Origin of the sequence: Frigidibacter oleivorans (assembly GCF_003993775.1) — a bacterium.
GTDB lineage: Bacteria > Pseudomonadota > Alphaproteobacteria > Rhodobacterales > Rhodobacteraceae > Frigidibacter > Frigidibacter oleivorans.
Window position 1 is genome coordinate 28,011 of sequence record NZ_RJRZ01000001.1, and the last position, 17,862, is coordinate 45,872.

Below are 17,862 nucleotides of genomic sequence, written 5' to 3' on the forward strand. Positions count from 1 at the left end.
GCCGCGCCGGGCTTGTCAACCGGGCGGCACGGTCCCCCGCAGCGCCGCCTCGATCACCCGCAGATGGGCGCGCATCGCGGCGGCGGCGCCGGCCGCGTCGCCCGCGGCGATCCGGTCCACGATCGCCGCATGCTGGTCGCTGTGCGCGCCGCGAAAGGCCGCCAGCCCGAGCCGGCGATAGACCCGGTCCCATTCGCGCTGCCAGGCGGCGCGGCGGCGCGCCTCGGACAGGAAGTTCAGAAGGCCGATCAGCACCGGATTGCCCGCGACCGTGGCGACGGCGGCATGGAAGGCGTCGTCGGTGCGTTCGCCCTCCGCCCGGTCCGCCGCCGCGCGGCCCGCCCGCACCCGCGCGCGCAGATGCGCCACATCCTGCGGTCCGGCCCGGCGCGCGGCCTCTGCCGCCACGCCGGGTTCGACGACCAGCCGCGCCGCGATCACATCGAGCGGCGAGGCCCCGGCGGCGAGCGTCGCGTCGCGGGGCCGCCGGTGCGGCGGCGGCTGGCCGCGAAAGGTGCCCTGCCCCACATGCCGCCACAGCTCGCCCCGCGCCTCGAGCGCGGCCAGCGCATGGCGCAGGGTCTGGCGGCTGCAGCCCAGTTGCCCCGCCAGCACCCGTTCGGGCGGCAGCCGGTCGCCGGCATCGGGCGCGGTCTGGGCCAGCAGGCGGGTCAGCGCCGCCTCGGCTTCGGCGCGGGGGGTGCGGGGCATCGGGCCTCCCGATCGTGGCTGCGGGCGCAGACCAAGTTGCAGACCAATCGCCCCTTGGGCAAGAGGGTGTCGCCCGTCATAAGGACCGCCCGATGTTCGACCTGCTGCTTCTGCTTCTCGCCGGCCTCGGCGCCGGCATCCTCAACGCCGTGGCGGGGGGCGGCACCTTCCTGACCTTCCCCACGCTGATCTGGCTGGGCGTGCCGCCCGTCGCCGCCAATGCCACGGCGACGCTGACCGCGCTGCCCGGCTATTTCGGCAGTGCCTGGGCCTATCGCCGCGACATGGGGGGCGAGGGCAGCCTCGGGTTGCGGACGATCACGCTGATCTCGGCGCTTGGCGGTGCGGCGGGTGGGCTGTTGCTGATCGTGACGCCGGGCGACACCTTCCGGGGCATCGTGCCCTGGCTGCTGCTGGCGGCGACGGTCCTGTTCGCGGCTGGGCCCTGGCTGCTGACACAACTGCGCAAGCGCGGCGGCGGCGATGCGGGGCCCCTGGTCTCGGGCCTCGCGATTTTCGCGGTGTCGGTCTATGGCGGCTATTTCAACGGCGGCCTTGGGATCATGCTGCTGGCGACGCTGGGCCTGATCGGCCACACGAACCTGCACGGCATGAACGGGCTGAAGAACCTGCTCGCGGCGGTGCTGTCCACGATCTCGGCCGCGGCCTTCGTCATCGCCGGGCTGATCTTCTGGCGCGAGGCGGCAATCATGGCCGTGGGCACGCTGGCGGGCGGCTATCTGGGCGCGCGGATCAGCCGCCGGATGCGGCGGACCGGGCCGCTCCGGGCCTTCGTCGTCGCGGTGGGTCTGGCGCTGACGGTGGCCTTCCTGATCTGACGGCGCGGTCCCGGCGCGGCGCGGCGCACAACCATCCTGTCGCGCCCGCCACGGCCCGGGGCTTCACACGCGCATTCAATTCCATTACACATGAAATATGGAAAAGAATCGCGCCATCTCCTCGCTCGCCGCGCTGGCCCATGACCAGCGCATCGACGTGTTCCGGCTGCTGGTGCAGGCCGGCCCCGAGGGCATCCCGGCGGGCGAAATCGCGGCGGCGCTGAAAAGCCCGGCCAACACCCTGTCCAACAACCTGCGCATCCTGACCGCCGCGGGGCTGATCCGCTCGGCCCGCGAAGGGCGGTCGATCCGCTATTTCGCCGACATGGACGGGATGCGGGTGCTGCTGGCCTTCCTGATGCAGGATTGCTGCGGCGGCCGCGCCGAGCTGTGCCAGCCCGTTCTCGACACCATCACCTGCAACTGTTGAGGTCCGCCATGCAACGCCCCTACAACGTGCTGTTCCTCTGCACCGGCAACTCCGCCCGGTCGATCATCGCCGAGGCGATCGTGAACCGCGAAGGCGCGGGCCGGTTCCGCGGCTTTTCCGCCGGATCGCGCCCCAGGGGCGAGGTGCATCCCTTCACCCTGCAGCTGCTGCAGCGGCTGAACCACGACACAAGCGGCTTCCGGTCGAAAAGCTGGGACGAATTCGCCGGCCCGGACGCGCCGCAGATGGATTTCGTCTTCACCGTCTGCGATCAGGCGGCGGCCGAGGAATGCCCCTACTGGCCCGGCCAGCCGATGAGCGCGCATTGGGGCCTGCCCGACCCCGCCGCGGCCACCGGCAACGACGCCGAACGGCACCTGGCCTTCTCCGAAACCTACCGGATGCTGCGCAACCGGATCTCGATCTTCGTCAACCTGCCGCTCGGCTCGCTCGACCGGCTGTCGCTGCAAAAGCAGCTCGACGACATCGGACGGACCAAGAGCGAGGCATGATCTTCGACCTGAAGCGCCGTCTGGCGGCCGAGGCTCTCGGCACCGCGCTGCTGGTCGGCACCGTCGTCGGGTCGGGCATCATGGCCGATGCGCTGTCGGGCGACGATGCCGTTTCGCTGCTTGGCAATACCATCCCCACCGGCGCGATCCTGTTCGTGCTGATCACCATCCTCGGGCCGGTGTCGGGGGCGCATTTCAACCCGGCGGTGACGCTGGTCTTCGCCCTGCGGCGCGAGATCGCGGTGGGCGCCGCCCTGGCCTATCTGGCGGCGCAGGTGGGGGGCGGCGTTGCGGGCAGCCTGATCGCCCATGCGATGTTCGACCTGCCCATCGTGCAGATGTCGACGAAGATCCGCACCGGCGGCCCGCAATGGCTGGCCGAGACGGTGGCGACCTTCGGCCTGGTCGCCACCATCCTCGGCGGGCTGCGGTTCCGTCCCGCGGCGATCCCGGCGCTGGTCGGGCTCTATATCACCGCGGCCTACTGGTTCACCGCCTCCACCTCTTTCGCCAATCCGGCCGTGGCCATCGCCCGGGCGCTGTCGGACACCTTCGCCGGCATCCGGCCCGTCGATGTGCCGGCCTTCGTCCTGGCCGAATGCGGCGGCGCGCTGCTGGCGCTGGCGCTGATCGGCTGGCTGCTTTCCCCACAGGAGACCGAATGACCATCGTCATCCATCACAACCCCGATTGCGGCACCTCGCGCAACGTGCTCGACATCATCCGCAAATCCGGGGCCGAGCCCGTGGTGATCGACTATCTGCGGGAAGGCTGGACCCGCCCGCAGCTGCTGGCGCTGTTCGCCGCGGCCGACCTGACGCCCCGGCAGGCGCTGCGCGAGACGAAGTCGCCGGCCAAGGAACTGGGCCTGCTGGACGAGGATGTGACCGACTCCGCGATCCTCGATGCGATGCTGGCCCATCCGGTCCTGGTGAACCGGCCCATCGTCTGTTCGCCGAAGGGCGCGCGCCTCTGCCGCCCGTCGGAAACCGTGCTCGACCTGCTGGACAGGCTGCCGCCGGGCCCGCTTTACAAGGAAGACGGCGAGATGATCCTGAACGACCGGGGCGAGCGCGTTGGCTGATCCGAAGGACGACAGCTTCCGCCCCGCCGACCCCGCCGCGCTGTTCCCCGCCACCCGCAGCACCCATCTGCCGCGGATCCTGATCCTCTACGGCTCGCTGCGCGCCCGCAGCTTTTCGCGGCTGGCGGCGGAAGAGGCGGCACGCATCCTCGACCGCCTCGGCGCCGAGGTGCGGTTCTTCGACCCGTCCGGCCTGCCGCTGGTCGATGACGGCACCGATGCCACCCATCCCAAGGTGCAGGAACTGCGCGATCTGGTCGGCTGGTGCGAGGGCATGGTCTGGTCCTCGCCCGAACGCCACGGGGCGATGACCGGACTGATGAAGACGCAGATCGACTGGATCCCGCTGTCGGACGGCGCGGTGCGCCCGACGCAGGGCAAGACGCTGGCGGTGATGCAGGTGTCGGGCGGCAGCCAGTCGTTCAACGCGGTCAACCAGCTGCGCATCCTCGGGCGCTGGATGCGGCTGCTGACGATCCCGAACCAGTCCTCGATCCCGAAGGCATGGACGGAGTTCGACGAGGACGGCCGGATGAAGCCCTCGGGCCTCTACGACCGGATCGTGGACGTGATGGAAGAGCTGGTGAAGTTCACCCTGCTGACCCGCGACATCCGCGACCATCTGGTGGACCGCTATTCCGAACGGGTGGAAACGGCGGCCGACCTGATGCGCCGGGTGAACCAGGGCAACCTGTAGCGGGACGTTATTTCGATACTCATGGAAAGAGCCTTGCGCGGCCGCGCCGCTGCGGCTAGCGCTATTTCCATGGATATCGAAACAGCTACCCGCCAGTTGCGCGCCATCGGCCATGACACCCGGCTGCAACTCTATCGCCTGCTGGTGCGCGCCGGTCCCGGCGGCCTGCCGGTGGGCGAGGTGCAGGCGCGGCTCGGCTTGCCGGGCTCGACCCTGTCGCATCACCTGCGCCGGCTGGTCGACACCGGGCTGGTCCGGCAGGACCGCCATGGCACCAGCCTGATCTGTACCGCCGTCTACCCGGCGATGCAGGGGCTGGTGGACTATCTTGCCGGCGAATGCTGCGCCGACGCGCCGGACGCCGAAACCGCAACCGCCCCGCCGGAGCGCGCCGGATGACCACGGACCTGTCCGCCCGCGCGCTGTGGTCGCTGGGCGCGACCCAGATCATCGGCTATGGCACGCTCTACTATGCCTTCGCCTTGCTCGCGCCCGGGATGGCAGCCGACCTCGGCTGGTCGGAGGCACAGGTCTTCGCCGCGCTGACCGTCGCGCTGCTGGTGGGCGGGTTCTGCGCGCCGGTCGCGGGACGGCTGGCCGACCGCCACGGCGCCGCGACGGTGATGGCGGCGGGATCGGTGGGGGCGGCGCTGGCGCTGACGGTCTGCGCCCTGTCGCCGGGGCCGGTCCTCTATGCCATCGGGCTGGTGGGGATGGAGATCGCGGGGGCCTGCGTGCTGTATGCCACGGCCTTCGTCGCCATCGTCCAGATCGCGGGCGACCGGGCGCAGCGGCGGATCACCCACCTGACGCTGATCGCGGGTTTCGCCTCGACGATCTTCTGGCCGCTGACGACCTGGCTGGCGGGCATGTTCGACTGGCGGCAGATCTTCGGCCTCTTCGCGGCGATGCACCTCGGCCTTTGCCTGCCGCTGCATCTGTCGCTGCGCGGTGCGGGGCATCCCGCGCCCCGCACCGCCGCGCCGCGGGTTCCGGCCGGCCGGGGCGACGGGCAGACGGGCGACCTCGTGCTGCTGCTCGGCGCCTTTGCGATCTTCGGCTATGTGCTGGGATCGGTGACCGTCCACATGCTGCCGCTGCTGACGGCCCTGGGGCTCGGTCCCTCGGGCGCGCTGGTGGCGGCGCTGTTCGGGCCGGCGCAGGTGGCAAGCCGCGTGGTGAACATGGCCTTCGGGCGCAACCTGGGCCAGATCGAGCTGGCGGTGATCGCCGCGATCCTGCCGGTCGCGGGCATCGCGGCGCTGGCGAGCGGCGGAACGGTCGCCGCCGCCATCTGCTTCGCGCTGCTGTTCGGCATGGGATCGGGGCTGACGAGCATCGTCTCGGGAACGGTCCCGCTCGAACTCTTCGGGCGCGAGGGCTACGGGCGGGCGGTGGGGAGCCTTTCGGCCGCGCGGCAGCTGGCGGCCGCGCTGGCGCCCTTCCTGCTGTCGGTGCAGATCAGCCGCTTCGGGGCAGCCGCGGCGCTGTGGTCGGCGGTGGCGGCGGGACTGGCGGGCACGGTCCTGCTGATCTGGCTCGCCCTGCGCCGGCGCCCGCGCGCGGTCCTGCGCCAGGGCTGACGGCTCAGTCGGGTGCCGCCGGCGGGTCCGGCCGATCCTCCGGCTTCCATCCGCGCGGCCGCGTTAGCGCCTCTTCCAGCCGGTCGGCGAAGGCAAGGCGCGCGGCCTCGTCCATCTGCAGGATGCGGTCGGTCAGGATCGCGTATCCCAGTTCGAACCCGTCGCGCGCCCGCGCCTTCTGGATGTCGAAGGCGGCCGTCGCCTCGGCCGGGTCGAAGGGCTGGGCACGCAGCGCGGCCAGCACGCGGCGGGTATCGGCCTCCATCTCGCGGCGGATATCGTGCATCCCCGGGCCCCGGCGCGCAAATTCCTCGCGGATCGCCCGCCGCTCGGCCTTGCTCAGCGCGAGCGTATAGGGACCGAAGCCTACCTCGACCCGGTCGCGACCGGAGGGGGGGCCGGGTTCGGGATCGGTGACCGCAAAGCCAATCACCGTGCCCGCCACCAGCAGGTTCAGCGCCAGCGAGGCGATCAGCGCCGGTTTCAGCCAGCGCGAGCGCGCCCCGGGCGGAACGGCGGCAGAGGGCCGGTGCGGGTCAAGACCGGTCATTCCGCGGCCTCCGGTTCCAGCAAGGCGTAGGTCATGCTGTCGAGCCCGCCGAACGGGTCGAACTCCTGCGCGGCGCTGTCGGCGCCGGGAACCAGCGCCATGCCGCTGCCGACGCCCGGCAGGCCGGTTGCCAGCCCCGATGCCCCCAGCCACAGCCCGACCGAGGCGGCACTGACCAGACCGCCCGCCGCCGCGCCCCAGCCTGCAAGCCCCTCGCGCAGCCGCCGCGCCAGCGACGCGGATCGCCGCGGCCGCGCCGTCGCCGGGCGCCACACCTCCGGCGTCGCCGCCAGCCGGTCGCGCAGATCCGCCTCGGTTTCCGCATCGGCCAGCACCCGCGCCAGGAAATCCGCCGGCGGCAAGGGTTCGGCCGCGCGCAGATCCGCGAACAGCGCCAGCAGCGCCGCCTCGTCGTCCCGTTCGTTGGCCGGCATCGCCGGACCCGATCGCCTGTCGCTAGTCATCCTCGTACCCCAGTTCCTCGCGCCGTCCCGCCAAGGCGCGGACCAGCGCCCGTTTTCCCCGTGCCGTCAGACTTTCCACGGCCTCTACCCCCACGTCCATGATCGCGGCGATCTCGGGGTTGGCCAACCCCTCCAGATGGCGCAGCACGACGGCCTGCCGCTGCCGGTCGGGCAGGTCCGCCAGCGCCTGCCGCAGCGCCTCGGCGCGGTCGGCCTCGATCATGCCCGCCACCGCGGCCGGCCGGTCATCCGCCGGTTCGTCGATCGCCTCCAGCGGCATCCCCCGGCCCGCACGGCGCAGGCGGTCGGTGCAGAGGTTCGACGTCACCCGGTAGAGCCAGGTCGAGATCTTCGCCTCGCCCGGCCGCCATTCGGGCGCGATCCGCCACAGCCGCAGCATCGCCTCCTGCGCCACGTCCTCGGCCTCGGCGGGATCGCGCAGCATCCGCTGCGCGACACGCAGGGCGACCGGGGCGCAGCGCAGGGTCAGCTCGCGCGCGGCGGCACGGTCGCCCGCCGCGTAGGCCAGCAGCAACGCGTCGTCCGAAACCTCGCCATGCGTGTCGAGCGCCATCACCATCGCCCCGGCACTAGCCCGGCCCCGACGGCTTCGCAACCGCCGGGATCGTCGCCGATCCCGGCCTTGCGTCGCCGCCGGACGGCCGCGTCAGTTGCCGCTGCCGGCCGCACCGGGCTGCGCGCCCTCGGGCGCGGGCGGCGGCGTCACGGCTTCGGGTGCGGTGCCGGCGGGTGCCGCGGCTTCCGGCGGCCCGCGCCGGTCGCCCCGGCGTTCCTCGCGGCGTTCCTCGCGCTGCATGTCCCGGCCCATCCGCGCGCCGCGCTCACCGTCGCGCGGGCCTTCGGCACGGTCGCGCCCGCCGCGGTCATGCATCCGCATCATCCGCTCGCGGACCGCGGCGATCTCGGCCTCGGTCACAGCGCCGTCGCCATCGGCATCGACCCGGTCGAACAGCCGCTCGGGCATCGGCGGGGCCATCAGCTCGCCCACCGACAGGGCGCCATCGCCGTCGAGGTCCTGCGCCGCGATCTGCCGCTCGGCCTTTTCGCGGATCCGCGCCTCGGCGGCGCGCATCTCATGCGCCACCAGTTCCTCGGTGTCGATCCGGCCGTCGCCATTCGCGTCCAGACCCTCGACCCGGGCGGCACGGAAGGCGGTCACCTCGGCTTCGGTGATGCGGCCATCGCCATCGGCATCCACCTCGGCGAAATCGGGCAGACCGCCCATCATGTTCATCATGCCCATCATCCCGGGCATCGGCCCGTCGAACGGGCGGTGGTGCGGCATCTCGCGCCCCTCGCGGGGAGGTGCGGCCTCCTGTGCGAGCACCGGCGTCAGCGCGGTCGCGCCGGCCAGAAGGGTCACGGCCGCCAGAACGGTCTTGGTCCGCATCGAGAGTCTCCTCTGATCTGTCCGGCAGCCTCCAGCAGCCGCCGATGCAGATGAAACGCGGCAGGGCGCGCGATCCGTCGCGGCCATGTCGGCGGCCATGCCTGTCGACGGGGCAAACGGCCCGGCGGTCCTTTGCGACATCTGCGCGCGGCCCCCTCGCGGGGGCTTGGCGGCACCCCATGTTTCGGGGGATAAGGCGCATTGCGCGACAGGATCCGATCACATGCCCGACACGTCCCTTCCCGGCGAGAGGCTCGCCGTTCCGACCGACCGTTCCGGCAGCCAGCCGGAGGAGCGTCCGCTGCGCCCCGCGCTGATCCGCGGCTGGCGGCGGCGCTGTCCGGCCTGCGGCGGCGGCCCGATGCTGTCGGGCTATCTGACGGTCCGCGATGCCTGCCCCGCCTGCCACGAGGATCTGCACCATCACCGCGCCGATGACGGCCCGGCCTATCTGACCATCCTGATCGTCGGCCACCTGATGGCGCCGGTGATCCTGTGGGCCTTCGTCACCTTCCGGCCCGATCCGCTGATCCTCGCCTCGGTCTTTTCGGTCGGGACGGTCGCGCTGTCGCTGTGGCTGCTGCCGCGGCTGAAGGGGGCCTTCGTCGCGCTGCAATGGGCCAAGCGGATGCACGGCTTCGACGAGGCGGCCGGCAGTGGGGCAGCCCGCGGCGGGGCGGCCGGCAGTTGAACGACCCCGTCCCGATCCGCGACGCGGCCACCATCATCCTCGTGCGCCGCGGACCGGCGGGGCCGGCGATCCTGATGGGCCAGCGCGGCGCGGCAGCGGTGTTCATGCCGTCGAAATTCGTCTTTCCCGGCGGCGCGCTCGATCCGGGCGACGCCGCGGTGCCGCTGGCCGCGCCGCCCGATGCCCGCTCGACCGCGCGGTTGGCCCAGGGCGGGGGCGACCCGCGCGCACTGGCCGCCGCCGCGATCCGCGAATTGTGGGAGGAGACGGGCCTGCGCCTTGCCGCGCCGGGGGACTGGGACGATCCGCCGCCGGACTGGACTGAATTCGCCGCGGGGGGATTCCTGCCCGATGCCGCCGGCCTGACCTATGTCTTCCGGGCGATCACCCCGCAGGCCCGGACGCGCCGGTTCGATGCGCGGTTCTTTCTGGCCGATGCCGCCCGGCTGACCGGCAACCCCGACGATTTCGGCCGCGCGACGGACGAGTTGTCCTTCCTGCACTGGGTGCCCGTGGCCGAGGCGCGGCAGCTCGACCTGCCCTTCATCACCGAGGTGGTTCTGGCCGAGGTCGCGGCGCTGCTGGCCGAGGCCGGGGAGGGGCCGCTGCGCCTGCCCGAGTCGGTGCCCTTCTTCGACAGTTCCGGCGCGCAGCCGGTCTTCCGCCGGATCGCCTGATCCCGTCAGGCCCGATGCGCCAGCACGATGGCCAGCAGGCTCGCCACCACCAGCAGGATGCCCGCGGCCTCGCGCAGGGTCAGGCGTTCGTGGAACACCAGCGCCGAGATAATCAGCGTGAACACCACCTCGACCTGCCCGACCGCGCGCACATAGGCCGCGTTCTGCAGGGCGAAGGCACAGAACCAGGCGGCCGACCCGACGATGCCGGTGACGCCCACCCAGACTGTCCGCCGCCAGGCGCGGAGCGTGCGCGACAGTTCCCCCGGCTCGCGCCAGGCCAGCCACAGCGCCATGCCGATGCTTTGCGCCGCGGTGACACAGGCCAGCGTCACCAGCGCCCGGGTGACGAAGGGCAGCGGCATCAGGTCGATCGTCGCGCCCCGGTAGAAGATCGAGGACAGCGCGAACAGCCCGCCCGCCAGCACGCCGTAGAGCGTCGCCCGGCCCGAAAAGCCGCCCGCCCCGCGCTGGCGCGACAGCAAGAGGACGCCCGTCATCCCGATGGCGATGGCGAGCCAGCCGGCAGGCCCGACCGCCTCGCCCAGGATCAGCGCGGAAAACAGCGCCACCTGCACGGTTTCGGTCTTGGTAAAGGCGACGCCCACGGCGAAGTTGCGCAAGGAGAACAGCGCGACCGTCAGCCAGGTCGCCGTCACCTGTGCGGCGCCGCCCGCCAGCACGAACAGCGCGAAACGCGCGCCGGGCAGCGGCGGCAGGTCGCCGCCGCCCAGCCCAAGGGCCAGCAACGCCGACAGCGCGGCGATGGGCGCGCCGAACAGGAAGCGCGAGAAGGTGGCGCCCCCGACCGACAGGCCCGCGGCCCGCAACTGCTTTTGCAGCATGAAGCGCAGCGTCTGCACCGCCGCGGCGGCGAGGGTGATGGGGATCCAGAGCACGGAGGGTCCTCGCCGGGGTTGCTGCGGCCCCGGCCCGCACCGTCAGGCCAGGATCAGGCCCGCCTCAGGCGCCGCTGCGGCCCCGCGCCGCCGGATGGGGCACCGGATCCTTCGCCCGCAGGAAATGGCGGCGAAACACCTCGGCATAGGAGCCATAGCGATAGCCGTCGTTCTTGGCGAGGTAATAGTCGCGCCGCGCCTTGTAGATCGCGGGCAGCCGGTACCAGGCCACGCCCGGATGGGTATGGTGGACGACATGCAGGTTGTTGTTGAGGAACAGCAGCGCCAGCGGGCCGCGATCCTCGACGATCACGGTGCGGCCCCGCGCCTTTTCATGTGCCCGATGTTCGAGGAAGGTGCGGATCTTCAGCACCGACATTGCGGCATAGGCGGCAGGCAGATAGGCCCAGACCGGCATCGCCGCCTGCGACAGCCACAGCGCCACCACCGCCACGCCCCCCAGATGCATCAGCCAGTCGTCCTGGATGCGGGCATCGCCGGCGCGGATCGCGTCCCAGTCCCCGCGCAGGAACACCACCGCCGACACGAGCGGCCCCAGCAGCATCCGCCCCGCCAGCGTGTTGTTCAGCCGCAGCGCGAACTGCACCGCGCGGGGCAGCGTTTCCCAGATCCCCGGATCGAGGTAGTTCGACTCCGGATCGTCATAGGGGTCGGTCAGCCGTTCGTCCTGATGATGCGCCAGATGCGTGTCGCGGAACCGGCCGTAGGGATAAAGCAGCCCGAGCGCCGGAAACACCGTCAGGTCGCTGAGCATCCGGTTGCGGAAAGGGTGGCCGTGCAGCACCTCGTGCTGCAGCGAGGAATGCAGCGTGATCGCCAGCACCACCAACAGGAATCCGGCGGGTGCGAACAGCTGCCACAGCACCGTGGTTCCGATCCCCCAGCTGCCATAGCAGGCCACCAACAGCAGAAGCGTCGGCCATTCGGCCGGCGCGGCAGTCTTGACTCCGTTCATGAACGTCCCCGATGACCCGCTCTGTCGCCGCACGGCGGGTTCGGCTGCGCAGCAAACACGACTTGCCCGAGTCGTGCAAGAGTCGGGGAAGGCAGAGTGCCGCGGCGCGGCAAGGCGGCGTCAGCGCAGGCGCAGCCGGTCCGTCGTGTAGCCGTTGAAATCCAGCACCTCGCGCGCCGCCGCGAACAGGTCGCCGCGCCGCTCGGGGCTGCGGCCGAGGATCGTGCCGAACCGTCCCGAGGGCGTGCCAAGCACCGCCACCCGGTAGTCGGCATCGACCCACAGCACCCAGACCGGCGCGCCCTCCAGTTCGGCGCGGGCAGGGGCAGCAAGGTCGATCCGCCCCGGTCCGGTGACGGTGGCCCGCCCGTCGAAGCGGATCGCCCCGCGCGGGCCGCAGGCGGTGCCGGTCACCGTAAAGCGGCCCGGCCCGACCGACCGCCAGCTTTCGCGGGTGACGCCGCAGGCGGCGGTGCCGGCGGGGAAATCCGCCAGCACGAACCAGTCGCCGGCAAAGCGCGCCGGGTCGAACAGCGCAGCCGAGGCGATGGTGGCGCGGGGGTCGCGGTAGCCCTGCCGGTCGGCGGGGCCGGCACAGGCGGCCAGCAGCAGAAGGGCAAGAAGGGCGCGCCTCATTGCAGGCATTCCGTCACCCTCAGGGCGCTGGCGGTGACCACCTCGTGGCAGCCGAACAGCGGCACGACCGGCGCGCAGGTCATCGAACGGGCGAGGCAGGCGCCCTCGCAATCGGCGCCGGTGCGGCAACTGTCGCCCGCGTCGCGGGGGGTGCGGATGCAGGCGAAGGCCCCGCCGCCGCCCTGCGCCGCGAAGCGCCCGCCCGTCCGGGTGCAGGCCTGCGCGGCGCCGTTCATGGCCGGTGGCCAGGCGTTGGTTACGGGGGCCGGCGCGGCCTCCGCCCCCGCCGCGGGTGCCGGGTCCGGCGCCGGTTCCGGCGTCGCAGCCACAGGGGGCGCCGCGGTGACGGCAGGGAAGGCAGGCGCCGCGTCGAGCGGCGTCGTCTCGATGGCCTCGCCGGCGATGGCGGCGGCCACCGGCGCGTCCACCTGCGCACTGCCCCCGCCCCGGCCCGGCAGCGTCATCCCGCAGCCGGCGAGCATCGCCATCAGCCCGAAGGCCACCAGAACCCGCCGCATGCCATCCTCCCTGCCGGATGCCCGCAGGCAACCCGATCCCGGCCGCCGCCGCAAGCCGCTCAATAGGGCATCGGATGGGCGCGGTGGATGCGTCCGATCGCCGTCAGCAGTTCCGGCGCCAGCACCAGATCCGCCGCGCCGATGGCGGTGCGCAGCTGCGCCTCGCTGGTCGCGCCGAGGATCGGGATCACCGGGAAGGGCCGCGTCAGGATCCAGGCGATGGCCATCTGCGCCGGATCCATCCCCTGCACTCGCGCCAGATCGACATAGGCGGCGATGGCATCCCAGACCCGCGGCGCGATCCGCCCGCCCAGATCCGGCGTGCGCGACCGGCGCGAGCCTTCGGGCGTGACATCGGGGGCGTATTTGCCGGTCAGCAACCCCGCCGCCAGCGGCGAATAGGCCAAGAGCGTCACATCCTCGTTCACCGCGAGTTCCGCCAGATCGCTGTCGAAATAGCGGCAGAGCAGCGAATATTCGTTCTGGACCGAGGCGGCGCGCGGCCCTGCCCCGGCTTCGGCCAGACGCAGCCATTCCGCCATGCCCCAGACGGTTTCATTCGACAGGCCGAAGGCGCGGATCCGGCCCTCCGTCACCAGATCGGCCAGCGTGCCGAGGCAATCCTGCATGTGCTGCAGCGTTTCGGCCCGGTCCTGCTGCGAGGGGTCGTAGTCCCAGATCTGGCGGAAGTGATAGCTGCCGCGGTTCGGCCAGTGGAACTGGTAGAGGTCGACATGGTCGGTGTTCAGCCGGCGCAGCGACGCCTCCAGCGCGCGGCGGATCGAGGCGGGGGTGATCGGCTCGCCGTCCCGCGCCTTGCCGCCCTTGCCGGCCATCTTCGTGGCCAGCACCACCTCGGACCGGCGACCGGTCTTGCGGAACCACGAGCCGATGATCTCTTCCGTGCGGCCGATGGTTTCCACCGCGACCGGGTTGACCGGATACATTTCGGCCGTGTCCCAGAAGTCGATGCCGTGATCCAGCGCCATATCCATCTGGACGTGACCCTCGGCCTCGCTGTTCTGCGTGCCCCAGGTCATCGTGCCGAGGCAGAGGACGGATACGGAAATGCCGGTCTGGCCGAGCGTGGTGCGGTTCATCGGGGGCCTCTGGATCGGGAAGGTCGGGTTCGGGACGGGTCGGGTTCGGGATGGGTCGGGGCACCCTAACGGCCCGGGCGGCGACGGCAAGATGCCGCGCCGCGACCCCGGTCACCGCCGGGCAACGTTGCCTTCGGGGCGCGCGCGCCCGCCGTCCCCGATCCGGCCGGCCCGCCGCCCCGAATTCCGCAAGGCTCTGGCCCTCGGGGCGCAGGGGCTGTAAATCGGCGCCCGGACCCCTGGAACAGGCGCGCATGGCACGGATTCTCATCACCTCGGCACTGCCCTACATCAACGGCATCAAGCATCTGGGAAATCTCGTCGGCTCGCAGCTGCCCGCCGACCTGTACGCCCGCTACATGCGTGCCCGCGGGCATGAGGTGATGTTCATCTGCGCGACCGACGAACATGGCACCCCCGCCGAGCTTGCCGCCGCCAAGACGGGCGAGCCGGTCGATGTCTATTGCGCGCGGATGCACGAGGTTCAGGCCGATCTGGCGCGCGGGTTCCGGCTGTCCTTCGACCATTACGGCCGGTCCTCCAGCCCGCGCAACCATCGCCTGACCCAGCATTTCGCCGGCCGGCTGGCCGAGAACGGCTTCATCGAGGAAGTGACCGAACAGCAGGTCTATTCCGTGGCCGACGGCCGCTTCCTGCCCGACCGCTATATCGAGGGCACCTGCCCGAACTGCGGCTATGACCGCGCCCGGGGCGACCAGTGCGAGAACTGCACCAAGCAGCTCGACCCCACCGACCTGATCAACCCGCGCTCGGCCATCTCGGGCTCCACCGATCTCGAGGTGCGCGAGACCAAGCACCTCTATCTGAAGCAGCGCGCGCTGAAGGACGAGATCGACGCCTGGATCGACCGCCAGACCGACTGGCCGGTGCTGACGACCTCGATCGCGAAGAAATGGCTGCATGACGGCGACGGGTTGCAGGACCGCGGCATCACCCGCGACCTGCACTGGGGCGTGCCGGTGAAGAAGGGCGATCAGGACTGGCCGGGGATGGAGGGCAAGGTCTTCTACGTCTGGTTCGACGCGCCCATCGAATATATCGCCGCCACCGCCGAATGGGCCGATGCGAACGGCAAGACCGATGCCGACTGGGAACGCTGGTGGCGCACCGACAAGGGCGCGGCAGACGTGCGCTATGTGCAGTTCATGGGCAAGGACAACGTGCCCTTCCACACGCTCAGCTTCCCCGCGACGATCATGGGCTCGCGCGAGCCCTGGAAGCTGGTCGATTACATCAAGTCTTTCAACTACCTCAACTATGACGGCGGCCAGTTCTCGACCAGCCAGGGCCGGGGCGTGTTCATGGACATGGCGCTGTCGATCCTGCCGCCGGACTACTGGCGCTGGTGGCTGCTGAGCCACGCGCCCGAAAGCAGCGACAGCGAATTCACCTGGGAGAATTTCCAGGCGAGCGTGAACAAGGATCTGGCCGATGTGCTGGGGAATTTCGTCAGCCGCATCACCAAGTTCTGCCGGTCGAAATTCGGCGAGACGGTGCCCGCGGGCGGCAGCCCCGGCGCGCGCGAGGCGGCGCTGGTGGCGGAACTGGCCGGCCGCATCCGCGCCTATGACGGCTTCATGCAGGCGATGGAGGTCCGCAAGGCCGCGAACGAACTGCGCGCGATCTGGGTGATCGGCAACGAGTACCTGCAGGAGGCGGCCCCCTGGACGACCTTCAAGACCGATCCCGACGCCGCCGCCGCGCAGGTGCGCACCGGCCTTGCCATGATCCGGCTGTTCGCGATCCTGTCGCGTCCCTTCATCCCCGATGCCGCGGCCGAGATGATGCGCGCGATGCACAGCGACGACTGGTCTTGGCCCGAAGACGTGCAGGGCTGCCTGAACGCGCTGCAGCCGGGCCAGCCCTTCGAGGTGCCGGACAACCTGTTCCGCAAGATCGCGGACGAGGAACGCGAGGACTGGCAGAAGCGGTTCTCGGGCATCCGCGCCTGACGGCCCGGAGCGGCGGACAGACGCGGCGAACGGGCGGGTCGGATCAGACCAGATCCACCTGCCCCTGCGTCCCCAGCACGAAGATCGCGACCGCGACGTAGAAGATCACGCTCGCGGTCAGCACGAAGACATGCCAGATCGTGTTGTGGAAGGGCATCGCCTCGTAGAGGTAGAAGATCACCCCGACCGTATAGACGATGCCGCCCGCCACGATCAGCGCCAGCACCGCCACCGGCAGCGCGGCCAGCATGCCCCAGCCGGCGACGAGCCCCGCCCAGCCCATGCAGAGGTACAGCGCCAGCGCGGCCCAGCGGAACCGCTGCGGCGAGACCAGCTTCAGCCCCGTCCCGGCCAGCGCCGCCCCCCACAGCCCCGCCAGCAGGTAGCCCTGCCCGCTGAGCAGCGTGAAGGGCGTGTAGGTGCCCGCGATCTTGCAGTAGATCGCCGAATGGTCCAGCCGGCGCAGGACCCCCTTCCACGCGGCGAAGGGCACCATGTGGTAGAGCGCGGAACACAGGATCATCCCGATCAGCGTGACGCCGTAGATCGTGGTCGCCACCACTGCGGTCACGTCGCCGCGCAGCACGATGGTCAGTGCGATCAGCACCGGCACCGCCATGGCGGCGGCGGTCAGGCCGGACACATGCACGATGGCGTCGCTCAGGCGTTCGGCGCGGCTGTAGGCGGGGCGAAGGATGCGCGTCAGGGTCATGTCCCCAAGGTAGTCCACAAGGCGGCTTCTGGAAACGGCCGTGCTGCCGCAGGCCGCTCACAGCGGCGCGAGTGCCGACATTCCGGGCAGGTCAGCCGCCGAGCGATGCGCCGATGCCCTGCCCCGCCACCAGCGCGAGCCAGGCCAGCACCCCGAAATAGGCGATGGTCAGCCCGTTGAAGGCCCAGCCCGCCAGCACCGTCAGCCCGTCGCGCTGCATCATGCCCAGAGACAGCAGCAGCACAGCCACGCCCGGCAGCGTGTTCGAGAAGGGAACGAAGCCCAGGGGCGCCATCAGCAGGATGCCGGCCAGCATCAGCATCAGCCCGTTCACGCGCGGCATCACCGGCCCGTCCGTCAGCCCGCCGAGCCGCGGCTTCACCCAGCCCTCGACCCGGCCCGCCAGTCGCGCACCGCGTTCCAGCGCGCCGCGCAGCTTGTCGGCCGGCATCTCGCGGTCCAGCACCCGTCGCGGCAGCCAGGGCATCCGGTTCAGCGTGATCGCCACCGCCGCCAGCACGATGGCAAGGCCGAACACGGTGGAGACGCCCGGGATCGACACCGGGATCAGGAAGGGCAGCGAGGCGATGCCGCACAAAAGCAGCAGCCCCTGTTCGCCGATCTGCGCGATCAGGCCGCGCAGGGTGATGCTGTCGCCCTCGATCCGGCCGATCGTGTCGCGCAGGGCCGCCGAGAAGGACTGTTCGGTATCCGCGAAGCGGGGTGCGCCGTCTTGCATGGGGATCGTCACCTTCTGCCCGTCCCCGCGGCCAGACATCCGGCCGGCGGGACGCGGGCATCTTCGCATGCCGCGTCGCGGCGAGGCAAGCAGATCGCCCTTCGCATCGCGCCCACATCTTCGGCGCATCCGGCGGTTGCGCATCGCGGGGCGAAAGACATTATCAAGATTGAATGCGTTACGCTTTTCGTACCTTATCCGGTTTGCCTTGCACAGGGCGAGGCACAATGTCATCCGGCGCGGCCATTCCGGTCGCTGCGTGCAGTTTTTGGGGGACTTCATGAAGCGCAGGCTTCTGTCGCTGGCCTTGGCCGGCACCTTCCTGGCGGTCGGCACCGCCCAGGCGGAGGATCTGGACTTTCACATCATCAACCAATCGTCGTCGAACCTGCTAGCCTTCTACACCTCGCCGGTCGGCGTCGACTCGTGGGAGGAGAACGTCTTCGAAGGCGGATACCTGCCGCCCGGATACGAGATCCAGGTCGTCGTCGCCGATGGCCGCAGCCAATGCGACTATGACCTGAGGTTCGAGTTCGAGGATGGCTCGGTGCTGGAGGACAGCGGCGACATCTGCGAGATGGCCTCCTATACCCTGTCCGACTGACGGCCGGAGGTCGACCGCCGGTGCGGGGCGCGGCTAGACCCGGCCGCCCCGGACCG

At 71.1% G+C, this 17,862-nt stretch carries 24 protein-coding genes; 12 read left to right on the forward strand and 12 right to left on the reverse strand.

What is annotated here, in order from left to right; translation table 11 throughout:
* Positions 1–15 precede the first annotated feature (15 nt).
* Positions 16–711 (reverse strand): FadR/GntR family transcriptional regulator, encoded by a 696-nt coding sequence (locus EEY80_RS00150; RefSeq protein ID WP_126974548.1) that lies wholly within the window; start codon positions 709–711, stop codon positions 16–18.
* A gap of 92 nt (positions 712–803) precedes the next feature.
* On the opposite strand from EEY80_RS00150, the gene EEY80_RS00155 reads away from it, so the two are divergent.
* The 8 genes from EEY80_RS00155 to arsK all read left to right on the forward strand — a co-directional run bounded on the left by EEY80_RS00155 (position 804) and on the right by arsK (position 5,856).
* Positions 804–1,550, forward strand: a complete 747-nt coding sequence (locus EEY80_RS00155) for a sulfite exporter TauE/SafE family protein (protein ID WP_126974549.1) — start codon at positions 804–806, stop codon at positions 1,548–1,550.
* A gap of 97 nt (positions 1,551–1,647) precedes the next feature.
* Positions 1,648–1,980, forward strand: coding sequence for an ArsR/SmtB family transcription factor (locus tag EEY80_RS00160; protein WP_126974550.1), 333 nt, complete (start codon positions 1,648–1,650; stop codon positions 1,978–1,980).
* 8 nt (positions 1,981–1,988) lie between these two features.
* Positions 1,989–2,492: an arsenate reductase ArsC gene (locus EEY80_RS00165; RefSeq protein WP_126974551.1), complete on the forward strand. Its 504-nt coding sequence runs from the start codon at positions 1,989–1,991 to the stop codon at positions 2,490–2,492.
* Positions 2,489–3,157 carry an aquaporin gene (locus EEY80_RS00170; protein ID WP_126974552.1) on the forward strand — a complete coding sequence of 223 codons (669 nt, stop codon included), beginning with the start codon at positions 2,489–2,491 and terminating at the stop codon, positions 3,155–3,157. The genes EEY80_RS00165 and EEY80_RS00170 overlap by 4 nt, the downstream gene beginning before the upstream one ends.
* Positions 3,154–3,576: an arsenate reductase (glutaredoxin) gene (gene arsC, locus EEY80_RS00175; protein ID WP_126974553.1), complete on the forward strand. Its 423-nt coding sequence runs from the start codon at positions 3,154–3,156 to the stop codon at positions 3,574–3,576. The genes EEY80_RS00170 and arsC overlap by 4 nt, the downstream gene beginning before the upstream one ends.
* Positions 3,569–4,273, forward strand: a complete 705-nt coding sequence (gene arsH, locus EEY80_RS00180) for an arsenical resistance protein ArsH (protein WP_126974554.1) — start codon at positions 3,569–3,571, stop codon at positions 4,271–4,273. Before arsC ends, arsH begins: the two co-directional genes overlap by 8 nt.
* Positions 4,274–4,342: 69 nt before the next feature.
* Positions 4,343–4,672: an ArsR/SmtB family transcription factor gene (locus EEY80_RS00185; protein ID WP_126974555.1), complete on the forward strand. Its 330-nt coding sequence runs from the start codon at positions 4,343–4,345 to the stop codon at positions 4,670–4,672.
* Positions 4,669–5,856, forward strand: a complete 1,188-nt coding sequence (gene arsK / locus EEY80_RS00190) for an arsenite efflux MFS transporter ArsK (protein ID WP_126974556.1) — start codon at positions 4,669–4,671, stop codon at positions 5,854–5,856. Before EEY80_RS00185 ends, arsK begins: the two co-directional genes overlap by 4 nt.
* Before the next feature lie 4 nt (positions 5,857–5,860).
* Here the strand turns inward: arsK and EEY80_RS00195 are convergent, their stop codons facing one another.
* The 4 genes from EEY80_RS00195 to EEY80_RS00210 form a co-directional block, all read right to left on the reverse strand.
* The gene (locus EEY80_RS00195) at positions 5,861–6,406 is read right to left on the reverse strand and encodes a periplasmic heavy metal sensor (protein ID WP_126974557.1); all 546 of its coding nucleotides are present in this window, start codon (positions 6,404–6,406) and stop codon (positions 5,861–5,863) included.
* A complete protein-coding gene (locus EEY80_RS00200; protein ID WP_126974558.1) occupies positions 6,403–6,840 on the reverse strand; it encodes a hypothetical protein in 438 nt (145 codons plus the stop codon). The genes EEY80_RS00195 and EEY80_RS00200 overlap by 4 nt, the downstream gene beginning before the upstream one ends.
* A gap of 22 nt (positions 6,841–6,862) precedes the next feature.
* The gene (locus EEY80_RS00205) at positions 6,863–7,450 is read right to left on the reverse strand and encodes an RNA polymerase sigma factor (protein WP_126974559.1); all 588 of its coding nucleotides are present in this window, start codon (positions 7,448–7,450) and stop codon (positions 6,863–6,865) included.
* Positions 7,451–7,537: 87 nt separating this feature from the next.
* Complete coding sequence (locus EEY80_RS00210) at positions 7,538–8,281, reverse strand: EF-hand domain-containing protein (protein ID WP_164738085.1); 744 nt, start codon at positions 8,279–8,281, stop codon at positions 7,538–7,540.
* Positions 8,282–8,504: 223 nt separating this feature from the next.
* Between EEY80_RS00210 and EEY80_RS00215 the strand changes: the two genes are divergently transcribed.
* A complete protein-coding gene (locus EEY80_RS00215) occupies positions 8,505–8,972 on the forward strand; it encodes a DUF983 domain-containing protein (protein ID WP_126974561.1) in 468 nt (155 codons plus the stop codon).
* A complete protein-coding gene (locus EEY80_RS00220) occupies positions 8,969–9,649 on the forward strand; it encodes an NUDIX hydrolase (protein WP_235829660.1) in 681 nt (226 codons plus the stop codon). Before EEY80_RS00215 ends, EEY80_RS00220 begins: the two co-directional genes overlap by 4 nt.
* Positions 9,650–9,654: 5 nt before the next feature.
* Here EEY80_RS00220 and EEY80_RS00225 read toward each other — a convergent pair whose 3' ends face one another.
* From EEY80_RS00225 to EEY80_RS00245, 5 genes are all read right to left on the reverse strand, one after another.
* Positions 9,655–10,548, reverse strand: a complete 894-nt coding sequence (locus tag EEY80_RS00225; protein ID WP_235829661.1) for a DMT family transporter — start codon at positions 10,546–10,548, stop codon at positions 9,655–9,657.
* Between the two features lie 64 nt (positions 10,549–10,612).
* Entirely contained in the window at positions 10,613–11,524 is a 912-nt protein-coding gene (locus tag EEY80_RS00230; RefSeq protein ID WP_126974563.1) for a fatty acid desaturase, read from the reverse strand.
* A 120-nt stretch (positions 11,525–11,644) separates the two neighbouring features.
* On the reverse strand, positions 11,645–12,160 hold the full coding sequence (locus EEY80_RS00235; RefSeq protein WP_164738086.1) for a lipocalin family protein: 516 nt from the start codon (positions 12,158–12,160) through the stop codon (positions 11,645–11,647).
* Positions 12,157–12,678, reverse strand: a complete 522-nt coding sequence (locus tag EEY80_RS00240) for a lipoprotein (RefSeq protein ID WP_126974565.1) — start codon at positions 12,676–12,678, stop codon at positions 12,157–12,159. The genes EEY80_RS00235 and EEY80_RS00240 overlap by 4 nt, the downstream gene beginning before the upstream one ends.
* A 59-nt stretch (positions 12,679–12,737) precedes the next feature.
* Positions 12,738–13,778, reverse strand: a complete 1,041-nt coding sequence (locus tag EEY80_RS00245) for an aldo/keto reductase (RefSeq protein ID WP_126974566.1) — start codon at positions 13,776–13,778, stop codon at positions 12,738–12,740.
* A 254-nt stretch (positions 13,779–14,032) separates the two neighbouring features.
* Here EEY80_RS00245 and metG point away from each other — a divergent pair, with 254 nt between their 5' ends.
* A complete protein-coding gene (gene metG / locus EEY80_RS00250; RefSeq protein ID WP_126974567.1) occupies positions 14,033–15,751 on the forward strand; it encodes a methionine--tRNA ligase in 1,719 nt (572 codons plus the stop codon).
* A 43-nt stretch (positions 15,752–15,794) separates the two neighbouring features.
* Here the strand turns inward: metG and trhA are convergent, their stop codons facing one another.
* Together trhA and EEY80_RS00260 are read right to left on the reverse strand one after the other, a co-directional pair.
* Positions 15,795–16,463 (reverse strand): PAQR family membrane homeostasis protein TrhA, encoded by a 669-nt coding sequence (gene trhA, locus EEY80_RS00255; protein ID WP_126975057.1) that lies wholly within the window; start codon positions 16,461–16,463, stop codon positions 15,795–15,797.
* A gap of 91 nt (positions 16,464–16,554) precedes the next feature.
* On the reverse strand, positions 16,555–17,202 hold the full coding sequence (locus tag EEY80_RS00260; RefSeq protein ID WP_126974568.1) for an exopolysaccharide biosynthesis protein: 648 nt from the start codon (positions 17,200–17,202) through the stop codon (positions 16,555–16,557).
* 280 nt (positions 17,203–17,482) lie between these two features.
* Between EEY80_RS00260 and EEY80_RS00265 the strand changes: the two genes are divergently transcribed.
* Positions 17,483–17,806 carry a hypothetical protein gene (locus EEY80_RS00265; protein ID WP_126974569.1) on the forward strand — a complete coding sequence of 108 codons (324 nt, stop codon included), beginning with the start codon at positions 17,483–17,485 and terminating at the stop codon, positions 17,804–17,806.
* Positions 17,807–17,862 lie beyond the last annotated feature (56 nt).

Coding starts and splice junctions, on each gene's coding strand:
- EEY80_RS00150 (WP_126974548.1), bottom strand. CDS start 711: ATGCCCCGCACCCCCCGCGCCGAAGCCGAGGCGGCGCTGACCCGCCTG.
- EEY80_RS00155 (WP_126974549.1), top strand. CDS start 804: ATGTTCGACCTGCTGCTTCTGCTTCTCGCCGGCCTCGGCGCCGGCATC.
- EEY80_RS00160 (WP_126974550.1), top strand. CDS start 1,648: ATGGAAAAGAATCGCGCCATCTCCTCGCTCGCCGCGCTGGCCCATGAC.
- EEY80_RS00165 (WP_126974551.1), top strand. CDS start 1,989: ATGCAACGCCCCTACAACGTGCTGTTCCTCTGCACCGGCAACTCCGCC.
- EEY80_RS00170 (WP_126974552.1), top strand. CDS start 2,489: ATGATCTTCGACCTGAAGCGCCGTCTGGCGGCCGAGGCTCTCGGCACC.
- arsC (WP_126974553.1), top strand. CDS start 3,154: ATGACCATCGTCATCCATCACAACCCCGATTGCGGCACCTCGCGCAAC.
- EEY80_RS00185 (WP_126974555.1), top strand. CDS start 4,343: ATGGATATCGAAACAGCTACCCGCCAGTTGCGCGCCATCGGCCATGAC.
- arsK (WP_126974556.1), top strand. CDS start 4,669: ATGACCACGGACCTGTCCGCCCGCGCGCTGTGGTCGCTGGGCGCGACC.
- EEY80_RS00195 (WP_126974557.1), bottom strand. CDS start 6,406: ATGACCGGTCTTGACCCGCACCGGCCCTCTGCCGCCGTTCCGCCCGGG.
- EEY80_RS00200 (WP_126974558.1), bottom strand. CDS start 6,840: ATGCCGGCCAACGAACGGGACGACGAGGCGGCGCTGCTGGCGCTGTTC.
- EEY80_RS00205 (WP_126974559.1), bottom strand. CDS start 7,450: ATGGTGATGGCGCTCGACACGCATGGCGAGGTTTCGGACGACGCGTTG.
- EEY80_RS00210 (WP_164738085.1), bottom strand. CDS start 8,281: ATGCGGACCAAGACCGTTCTGGCGGCCGTGACCCTTCTGGCCGGCGCG.
- EEY80_RS00215 (WP_126974561.1), top strand. CDS start 8,505: ATGCCCGACACGTCCCTTCCCGGCGAGAGGCTCGCCGTTCCGACCGAC.
- EEY80_RS00230 (WP_126974563.1), bottom strand. CDS start 11,524: ATGAACGGAGTCAAGACTGCCGCGCCGGCCGAATGGCCGACGCTTCTG.
- EEY80_RS00235 (WP_164738086.1), bottom strand. CDS start 12,160: ATGAGGCGCGCCCTTCTTGCCCTTCTGCTGCTGGCCGCCTGTGCCGGC.
- EEY80_RS00240 (WP_126974565.1), bottom strand. CDS start 12,678: ATGCGGCGGGTTCTGGTGGCCTTCGGGCTGATGGCGATGCTCGCCGGC.
- EEY80_RS00245 (WP_126974566.1), bottom strand. CDS start 13,778: ATGAACCGCACCACGCTCGGCCAGACCGGCATTTCCGTATCCGTCCTC.
- metG (WP_126974567.1), top strand. CDS start 14,033: ATGGCACGGATTCTCATCACCTCGGCACTGCCCTACATCAACGGCATC.
- trhA (WP_126975057.1), bottom strand. CDS start 16,463: ATGACCCTGACGCGCATCCTTCGCCCCGCCTACAGCCGCGCCGAACGC.
- EEY80_RS00260 (WP_126974568.1), bottom strand. CDS start 17,202: ATGCAAGACGGCGCACCCCGCTTCGCGGATACCGAACAGTCCTTCTCG.
- EEY80_RS00265 (WP_126974569.1), top strand. CDS start 17,483: ATGAAGCGCAGGCTTCTGTCGCTGGCCTTGGCCGGCACCTTCCTGGCG.